Consider the following 9,311-nt stretch of genomic DNA (forward strand, 5'->3'; position numbering starts at 1 on the left):
ACACCTGCGATCGTGGCGACGGGCGCCAACTACATGCGCATCGCGTTGGGCGGATCGGGCGTCATCCTGATGCTCTTCCTCAACAATGCGATCTTCCGCGGCGCGGGAGATGCTGCCATCGCTATGCGCCTGTTGTGGGTTTCGAATATCTTGAACCTGATCCTCGACCCTTGCCTGATCTTCGGTCTTGGTCCCTTTCCAAAACTGGGCGTGACCGGAGCAGCCCTTGCGACTTTTAGCGGGCGAGGAATTGGTGTGCTGTATCAGTTTTATCGTCTGGCCCGGGGGACGGAGCGCCTCCACATCGCGGCGCGACATATGCGGTTGCACGGCGAGGTGCTCTGGCGGCTGATGAGGGTCTCCATTTCGGGCATCTTGCAGTTTTTGATTTCGCAGGCCAGTTGGATCGGACTCGTGCGGATCGTCAGCCTCTTCGGAGCCTCGGCGGTCGCAGCCTACACCATCGGTATCCGCATCGTGATCTTCGCCATCCTGCCTTCGTGGGGGCTCAGCAACGCCGCAGCCACCCTGGTCGGACAGAATCTGGGAGCTGGTCATGTCGATCGCGCCCGTAAGGCGGTATGGCGCACCGGCCTGTGGAACATGGCCTTTCTGGGTACGGTCGGCGTGGTCTTTATTGTCTTCGCTCCGGCTATCATTGGGCTATTCACGAACGATCCAGTTGTCGTTCCGGCAGCCGTAAGCTGCCTTCGCATCTTCAGCTACGGCAACATGGCCTATGCCTACGGCATGGTACTTATGCAGGCGTTCAACGGAGCCGGCGACACAGTCACACCGACTTACATCAACTTGGTTGGTTTCTGGATGCTGGAAATTCCGCTGGCATGGTGGCTTGCCATGCACACACCGCTCGGAGCCAAAGGGGTCTTCGTGTCTGTCGYGGTAGCTCAAACTGCCGTGGTGATGATCAGCCTGGTGCTCTTCCGCCAAGGCCGTTGGGCACAGCAAAAGATCTAGATGCTCGAATAAGTGGCTTACCGAAGCAATGAACCACGCGACATCAGACCGATTGAGCTACTGACTCTCGCACTGCAGGCACGTTTTTACTCGGGAGAGGAGTCGAACCGCGATGACAACGCAGCGAGCTCCCGGGTCCAGGATTTCGGCGTTTGTCCAAAGACAGAGCGAAACAGATCGATAAACGTGCTCGGCTCCTGGTATCCCACAGCATAAGAGACTTCTTTGATGCTGTGGCCAGCTACCAGTAACTGAATGGCCCTCATCAAACGGACCTGCCTTCGCCAGGATTCGAAATCCAACCCCACCTCACGCTGATACACCCTCTGCAGGGTTCTGACGCCTATGCCCACTGCGGCGCACATCGCCGCTACCGAATGCCGGCTTTCCGGGCTTTTGAGTACTAGCTCTGCGACAGCAAGAGCTCGCGCATCCCGCGGAAGAGCAACACCGGTCGGAATTGAAGTCGAACACTTCAGTTGGGCTACGAGTACCTCGCGATAGGCGCATTCCAAACGATTGCGCACTCGGATTCTCCCCATACCGACAATCTGAAAGATCAGCTCGCGAAGAAGCGGGACTACATGGAACGCCGTGCAGGTAGTCCATGCCGTATGGAGCCCGGGACGCAGATAGAGCGTACGCATGGAAACATGCTCCGGCATTCGAATGCTATGCACGGTGTATGCGGGAATCCAGAGACCRAAGTGGGGCGGCAATAGCCAGAGATTTTGCCCTGAGGTAATCTCCATCACTCCACGGCTTGCATAGACAAGTTGATCCGCACCATGAGAATGGAGCGCGATGTGCGAGTTGCGCGGATACTCGCGCCCATGCGTGGCAATGGCAATTCCCGGGCCAGGATCATTTTCCCTTACAAGCAGGGTACGACGCATAACCCCTATTTTATGCCGTATTAGCCTCTTTGCGACATCAGCTTTTGAGTAGAGGATGGTTCCATAGAACCATCAAAAGCGACGCTCAATAAGCACACCAGTGACGACTTCAAGTCGTTGCAGCCCCTCGAACCGCTACGTGAGTACATCACCGTCATCAGTAATACAGAGCTGCACAATGCGATGTCACTCGTGCCGGAGGAAGATGGACCGATGGCGGATCATGCCCGGTCCTCTGCTGTCTTCCTGACCGCCGCGCATCCCAGAAGGACAGACGGCGGAGACATCCACGCCGGACCATCCATCGATCAAATCTACGCCAGGGCCGTTGGCCGCGATACATGGCTACCATCGATGCAGCTTTGCATTGAAGATAACTCCATCGCAGGAGAGTGCGGCTACGGATACAGTTGCAACTACACGCACACCATCAGTTGGGCATCTCCTACAACTCCGTTGCCAATGGAACGGTCTCCGCGACGTGTATTTAACAGCATGTTTGCGCCTGATGCACCGACCGGACAAGGGACCGGGAGCAACACAACGGCCAGCATCCTCGATTCGCTCACCGACGCCGCTAGGAGTGTAAAGCGGCGTCTGGGTGTTCGAGACCAGGCGACACTCGCCGATTACCTGGACGATGTCCGTGCGATTGAGAAGCGCATTCAGGAGATTGAACGTCGCAATGCAATGGACCCGAAACCTCAGGCTGGCGGACCTCTCAGCGTGCCCGACTCCTTCAACGATCATGTCGACCTCATGTTCGATCTCCAGCTTCTTGCTCTTAGCTGCGACCTGACGCGCGTGATTACATTCAAGATGGGTGTCGACCGGAGTCAGCGTATCTTCCCCGAGAGTGGCGTTACGACTCCGTTTCACACCCTCTCGCATCACCGTGAATCACCTGAAAGAATTGAAGAATTCGCCAGGCTGAATCAATATCATGTCGGCAAGGCCGCCCGGTTTATTGACAATTTGCGCCGGACCAAGGACGGGGACGGCAATCTCCTCGATCACTCCCTCGTACTCTACGGAAGCCCGATGGGTGATTCGCACGTGCATGAGCACAGGTTCCTTCCCCTGTTTCTTGCAGGCAAGGCTAACGGTGCGTTGCAAGGAAATCGTCACGTGGTCTGCCCCGCCGATACGCCGATGGCTAACGTTCTTCTCACGGTCATGCACAGACTTGGCGCCGACACACAACAGATAGGCGACAGCACGGGAGAGATTGCACTCTAACGAACCGGTTCGATGGTGTGGCGAATTGCCTGGCGTCACCGCTGGAGTCATCCATTCCCTCGCAATAGAGCATTTCCTGTTGCTGGATATCCCGAAAGGGGCGTGCAGCGGCGTTTTCATTGCGGAAAACGCCCATAGATGCGGAAACCCTACATTACACCTACAGGGAAAATGCTCTAGTCGCTACAATCGTGGGGACCATTAGGAGGTCTCGCCATGAACCGTTGCATGTGCGCGCTGACTCTCGGCGCGGCGTCGCTGCTCGCGCTTTCTCAAGCTGGCTGCAAGAACGGCCAAACGACGACACAGCCTCCCGTAGAGGCGACGAAGACTAGCGCAGACATCGAACAGCTAAGTCCGGAGTTATCCACGATCATCCCTGATGGGGCCAGGCTCGAAAAGATGGCCACTGGATTTACATGGACCGAGGGGCCGGTGTGGGTACAGCCAGGGATGTTAATGTTTGCAGATATTCCGAGCAACAGCATTCGGCAGATGACTTCGGATGGCAAGGTTTCGATCTGGCTGCAACCGAGCGGCTATGTCGATAAGGAGCCCTTTGGCGGCAAGGAGCCGGGGACGAATGGGATGACGCTTGATGACAAGCTGCGCCTGACTGTCGCAGGCCATGCGGCGCGCAGCATCCTTCGGTTTGAGACGATGGACCCCAAAGGGGGAAAGACAATTCTGGCCGACAGCTACGAGGGCAAGCCTCTCAAYAGCCCGAACGATGTCGTGTATGGTCCGGATGGCTCGCTTTATTTCACGGACCCGCCTTACGGTCTTCCGACGCAGCAGGATGATGATCCTTCGAAGAAGCTGAAGGTAAATGGCGTGTATCGCATTCCGAACGCAACGGCTGTCAAAGCTGGATCGGCTCCGAACCGAGCGAAGCTGCAGTTACTGATCGGCGATTTGCCGCGGCCGAACGGTATCGCGATCTCGCCGGATAACAAGTGGCTTTATATTGCTGATTCACAGCAGAAGAAGTGGATGCGGTATCCGTTGAAGAGCGACGGTACGGTGGCGGAAGGCATGGTGTTTCTGGACGCATCTTCAGCAAAGGGCACAGGAACTCCAGATGGGATGAAGATCGATTCGCAGGGGAATCTATTCGCAACCGGCCCGGGCGGCGTGTGGATCATCTCCCCGGAGGGCAAGCACCTGGGAACGATTCTCACCGAAAAGCCAACGGCTAACGTGGCGTGGGGCGGCGAAGATGGCAAGACGCTCTATCTGACAACGAGTGACGCGATCTATCGTATTCCCGTGAAGGTCGTTGGCTATCGTCCGTGGATTCATTGAGGAGATTGACCTGTTAGGGTGTGTGGTGACACACCCTAACTACAGCGACAATCCAAAAAACTCTGCAATCGCGGTATGAATTACGGACGTCTGCTCGCGCGTTAGCGCCAATACCCCTGCCGGTCGTAGCGCCGGGAGGTGCTCGCGTAGAAGTTCGTAGTCGGCCAAAAAGTCGTGGCTCACCCGTACCCCGCGCTCTGCGTCTTCAATCGCGATCAGGGCCGGAGCCCGTTTCGCCAGCATCTGCGGAAACCCCGCGACGCTCAGTCGCTCCGGTGCGATGTACAGAAACTTCAGCCGTCCACTTAGGTACTCCACGCATGCAGCCCGAAGTGCCTCCCGGCTGCGGTTTGCGTGAATGCAGTCGCACGCTATCCCACGCTCGCGGAGCTTCGCTACCTCGGCCTCCATCCACTCCACCCGCGCACTTGCCACCAGCGAAGTTCCTTCCAGCGCGAGCCCGGCAAGTTGGTAACACAAGGTCTTTCCCGCCCCGTCAGGAAGCGCCAGCAAATGATCCTTGCCCGCCAGTGCAGCCATGCATGCGGTTTTTTGTCCCGGGAGAAACGTCTTGTGCCCGAACCGCTCTTTTAGCAGCCCATTCAACTGTGTCGTCTTCGAAGGCTTCTTCGCCTTGCCCTCCGCGGTCGCCGGTGGCCGCGTACCCGCTGCTTTCTTGTCGCTGGCAGCCGGCACCGTCTTCGCCTTTGACGCGAACCGGCGCCGCGGCGTTACCCGCACCTTCTCCATCACACCGCTCACATATGCGTTGATGCCTTCGATGAATGGTGCGAGATGGGCCTCCCCCTGGTTGATCTTTTTGAGGTACGCTTCCCACTGCCCCGTCATCGCCGGGGTCTTCACTTCGGGATGCACCACGTCGATCAAGTGGATCCCCTTGTCCGTCGCTTCCAGCGTTTTGCCGCTACGCACAATGTAACCGCGCTTCAGCAACACCTCGATGATCGAGGCCCGCGTGGCCGGCGTCCCCAGGCCTGTGTTTTGCCGCCTTTCTTCCGCTTCTCCGGTACCGGGTCCAGAACTTTCCAGCCCATCTGTTGGACCAGCGTTCCCGACGTCCTGTACCGATCCACAACCGGCTCCGTGCCATCCTGTCCCGGATTCGTAATGGCCGTAATCACCGTCGTGACGGCCTGCAGATGATCCTCGTGCCACATCATCAAAAAGCGGCGGCACACCAGATCGTAGATCTTGCGCTCCTGCGGGCTCAGGTTCAACTTGCCGGGGTTCACCGCATTCGGCAGAATCGCATGGTGGTCGCTTACCTTACTGTCGTCCACATAGCGTTTGCTGAGGGGGCGCGTCCCTGTTCCCTCCGCCACCATTTGCGGATACTGCGGCACAATGACATTCGCAATCTGACTCACCGTTGCCGCCACATCGGACGATAAATGGCGGCTGTCGGTACGCGGATAGCTGATGAGTTTATGGCGCTCATACAGCGCCTGCGCATACGTTAGCGTCTCCTGCGCCGTGAATCCGAACAGCCGGTTGGCGTGGCGTTGCAACTCCGTCAGGTCGTACAAAAGCGGAGGCTGCGCGCGTTGCGTCTCCGACTTCACCGATTCAATCGTCACCGCGCCCGTACGCGCGCGTTCGACGATCTGCTTCGCTTCTTCACCGTCTGCAGCCAGCCGCGACAACTTCGCCTGCGTCTCTTTCTCGTTCCCCTGGTCGCCGCGCGGCCGGAACCAGGTGCCTGAATAGGTCTCTTTCTTTCGCTCGGCCAGACCTTCAAATTTGGCGATGACCTCGATGTACTCTTCTGACACGAACTGCCGCAGCGTCAGTTCCCGCTCCACCACCATCGCCAGCGTAGGCGTCTGCACGCGGCCCACCGAGATTTCCTCGTTGTAGACCAGGGAATAAGCGCGCGACAGGTTCATCCCCACCAGCCAGTCGGCGCGGCTTCGCCCATGCGCGGCATCAGCCAGTCCGTCGTAGGCGCTGCCGGGTTGCAACTTCTCAAAGCCTTTGCGAATCGCATCGGCGGTCATCGATGAGATCCACAAACGGTTCACAGGCTTATCGCAAAGCGCTGCGCCGTAGATGTAGCGGAAGATCAGTTCGCCTTCGCGCCCTGCGTCCGTGGCGCATACCACCTGCGCCACGCGCGGCGAGTTCAGAATCTTCCGAACCACCTCAAACTGGTCTTTGGTCTTTTCATACACCACCAGCGGCCAGTCGCCGGGCAACATCGGCAACAGGTCCAGCCGCCATTGTTTCCACTCGGGACGCATCTCGTGCGGCTGCGCCAGAGAAACCAGGTGCCCCACGGCCCAGGTCACCACATATCCGTTTCCGTGCAGAAATCCGTCGCCCTTCTTGGCGGCCCCGAGAACGCGGGCAATATCGCGCGCAACCGAGGGTTTCTCCGCCAGGACGGCGGTCACTGTGGCACTGCTGTCAGACATCGTTACTTCAAGTATCCCACCCCAAAAGGCCCGCGCGGTTCCCGATAAATTCTGGACGCCCTAGCGTCACCCCCCTTTGAGAGTGGCCTCCGTGTTGTCAAGCTTCTTGAGAAGCGCACGGGCCTGGCCAGGCTCAAGCTCATGGTTGCGTAGCATTCGGCTGATTTCCTTCCGCTCCGCTCTGACGGCCTCCAACCGAATGGTTCGCTCCGCGACTCGGAGGCGGTCTGCTTTTATCCGGCTTGACTGGTCCCCGACAAAAGCCTCGATCCTACGGCGATAGTAGTCCATCAGTCGGGATGCGATCGCTGCGTAGCTATCGGCGTAGGGRCTGTTTTGAGAAAGACGGTGTTCTACTTCCTCGATCCGTCCAATTGCCGCTTGAGCCGTCAAAACACGGGCATTGCGAAATTTCGCTTCGGCGGAGCTTTCCGGAGGCTCCTCCAGTCCTTTGAGCACCAACGGCAGACCGACAGCCGCAGCAAGCATCGAGAAGAGAATCACACCTGAAGCCAGCAACACGGCCAGATCGCGGCCAGGAAATGGAGTACCGTCCTGCAGTGCTAATGGGATCGACAGTACCGCCGCCAGGGTAATCGCACCTCGCACGCCCGCCAGCATTGTCGCAGCGAGAAGTCTCCAAGGAGTGTGTTGCGCTTTGCCACCTTCGTGCCTGTGCCGAAAGAACGACCACTCCAGAACCAACCAGGTCCAAAGGAAACGCAAGGCGCCGACAACAAGAGTGATACTCAGCACAAAAGCGCCCAGTACCCAGGCAGAGGTAAAGTTCTCCTGCTTCACAACCGAAGGAATGCTCCTTGCAATGGCTTGCAACTGCAGTCCAAGCAGAACGAAGATCAGGCCATTGAGTGTGAACTGCATCAGATCAGTCACGGCTTCCGACTTGATGCGTGTCTCAACTTCCGGGATCTCCTGAAGTAGCCAGTTCGCAACGAACCCCGCGGCTACGGCTGAAAGAATACCGGAGAACTTGAAATGTTCTGCCAGCAGGTAAGAAGCAAAAGGGAGCAGGAGCGTCCGCAGAATCTGCGCAGCTGGGTAAGCCCCGATGGTTCTCTCAAACCCTTTCTCCACAGACATAAGGATGAAGCTGAGAAACGCACCAACCGCCAGGCCTCCCAAAACAACTGTTAAGAAGCGGATGCTGGCATGAGCAGGAGAAAAATAGCCAGTCGACACCGCGATGACGGCGAAGCGCAGACAAACGAGTCCTGTCGCGTCATTTAACAAGGCCTCGCCTTCCAGAAGATGCAGCAGGCGGGTAGGCAGCCTTTTCATGCCGATCAAGCCGGAAACGGCGACAGCATCGGTTGGGGATAACACCGCCGCGAGAGCGAAGCACGCGGCGAGCGGCATGGAAGGAATCATCCAATCGATGAAATATCCGGCACCAAGGACGGTGAAGAAAACCAATCCGACTGCCATCTCCAGGATCGGCTTCCCCATCACACGCACCTCCGCACGCGGAAACAGATTCGCGTCCACATAAAGCAAAGGAGCAACAAAGAGCAGCAGAAAGAGCTCCGGATCGAGAGGCATGTGCACGTGAAGCGCGGCCAGAGCGACGCCCAGCCCGATCTGTAGAAGCGGCAAAGGAATACGAGAAAGCCGCGCGGCAATCTTCGAGAGGGAGACCGCAAAAAGAACAATGAGTACGGCAGCAAATTGCTCCAAAACAACTCCAAACGTTACAACTAAGTCTGCTCCGATAGGTGCTCAGAAGTCATCCGCTCTTTCGATAGGTGCAGTCAATCTGGTTGCATGCAGTGTTCCGTGTTCATCTTTGCTGAATCTCACTTCGTTGGGTCGCGCGAATAGGCCCTCTTTACACGCCTTGAGTTTTTCCTGTTGCCGGGTATCCCGGGAGAAGCGTGCAGCGGCGTTTTCATTGCGGAAAACTCCCATAGATGCACAGGCCCTGCACTACACCTACAAGGAAAACGCCCTTGCCGAATCGCCCACGAGCTTCCATCACTCCGCTCAATCACTATCGGATGGTCGGCTGAACTGCGGTGTGCAATTGCGCACATACTTTACCTAGAGCGAGTAACGAAAGTAACGCACTCTAAGCAGCTCAACTGTAATGATGAGTGGACAGCCGTATACGGATGTTTACCCCCAAATCGGGGAAACCGATGGTTCCGATTCCAATACATCTTTTTATTATTGGCGACCAGATCACCTGTTTTAGTACGTCCGCCAGAGCCTTCGCGAACATCGATGTACGAGTGTCGAAACGGCTAATTTGTTAGCCCAACCCGGCAACCCAGTAAAATTCCGCGGCGGGTTACTGTCTGTTGCCACAGTCTTCTATTAAGAGGGCCTACCGATGTGGAAAGGCCGCCGTCGCGATCTTGACCTGGCCACGTATGGTGCTCGGAATGCTTCCGTCCAGAACTGTCAGCGTTGTGTGATCTCACGCTGGCCAGGATACCGC

General features: G+C 57.3%; 7 protein-coding genes. 3 read left to right on the plus strand and 4 right to left on the minus strand.

The window, feature by feature from the left end; translation table 11 throughout:
• Positions 1–978, plus strand: a 978-nt coding sequence (locus tag AB4043_RS17020) for an MATE family efflux transporter (RefSeq protein ID WP_442307599.1), incomplete at its 5' end; no start/stop codon positions are given.
• Positions 979–1,064: 86 nt separating this feature from the next.
• Here the strand turns inward: AB4043_RS17020 and AB4043_RS17025 are convergent.
• A complete protein-coding gene (locus AB4043_RS17025) occupies positions 1,065–1,874 on the minus strand; it encodes an AraC family transcriptional regulator (RefSeq protein ID WP_442299849.1) in 810 nt (269 codons plus the stop codon).
• 63 nt (positions 1,875–1,937) lie between these two features.
• Between AB4043_RS17025 and AB4043_RS17030 the strand changes: the two genes are divergently transcribed.
• Together AB4043_RS17030 and AB4043_RS17035 are read left to right on the plus strand one after the other, a co-directional pair.
• On the plus strand, positions 1,938–3,113 hold the full coding sequence (locus AB4043_RS17030) for a DUF1552 domain-containing protein (protein WP_442307602.1): 1,176 nt from the start codon (positions 1,938–1,940) through the stop codon (positions 3,111–3,113).
• A gap of 216 nt (positions 3,114–3,329) precedes the next feature.
• Entirely contained in the window at positions 3,330–4,418 is a 1,089-nt protein-coding gene (locus tag AB4043_RS17035) for an SMP-30/gluconolactonase/LRE family protein (protein WP_442299851.1), read from the plus strand.
• 39 nt (positions 4,419–4,457) lie between these two features.
• Here the strand turns inward: AB4043_RS17035 and AB4043_RS17040 are convergent, their stop codons facing one another.
• From AB4043_RS17040 to AB4043_RS17050, 3 genes are all read right to left on the minus strand, one after another.
• Positions 4,458–5,375 (minus strand): DNA topoisomerase, encoded by a 918-nt coding sequence (locus AB4043_RS17040; protein ID WP_442307600.1) that lies wholly within the window; start codon positions 5,373–5,375, stop codon positions 4,458–4,460.
• Positions 5,366–6,853, minus strand: coding sequence for a DNA topoisomerase (locus AB4043_RS17045; protein WP_442307601.1), 1,488 nt, complete (start codon positions 6,851–6,853; stop codon positions 5,366–5,368). Before AB4043_RS17045 ends, AB4043_RS17040 begins: the two co-directional genes overlap by 10 nt.
• Before the next feature lie 66 nt (positions 6,854–6,919).
• The gene (locus AB4043_RS17050) at positions 6,920–8,548 is read right to left on the minus strand and encodes a Na+/H+ antiporter (protein WP_442299853.1); all 1,629 of its coding nucleotides are present in this window, start codon (positions 8,546–8,548) and stop codon (positions 6,920–6,922) included.
• Positions 8,549–9,311 lie beyond the last annotated feature (763 nt).

This window comes from Terriglobus sp. YAF25 (assembly GCF_052113305.1).
Classification (GTDB): domain Bacteria; phylum Acidobacteriota; class Terriglobia; order Terriglobales; family Acidobacteriaceae; genus Terriglobus.

Coding starts and splice junctions, on each gene's coding strand:
- AB4043_RS17045 (WP_442307601.1), bottom strand. CDS start 6,853: ATGTCTGACAGCAGTGCCACAGTGACCGCCGTCCTGGCGGAGAAACCC.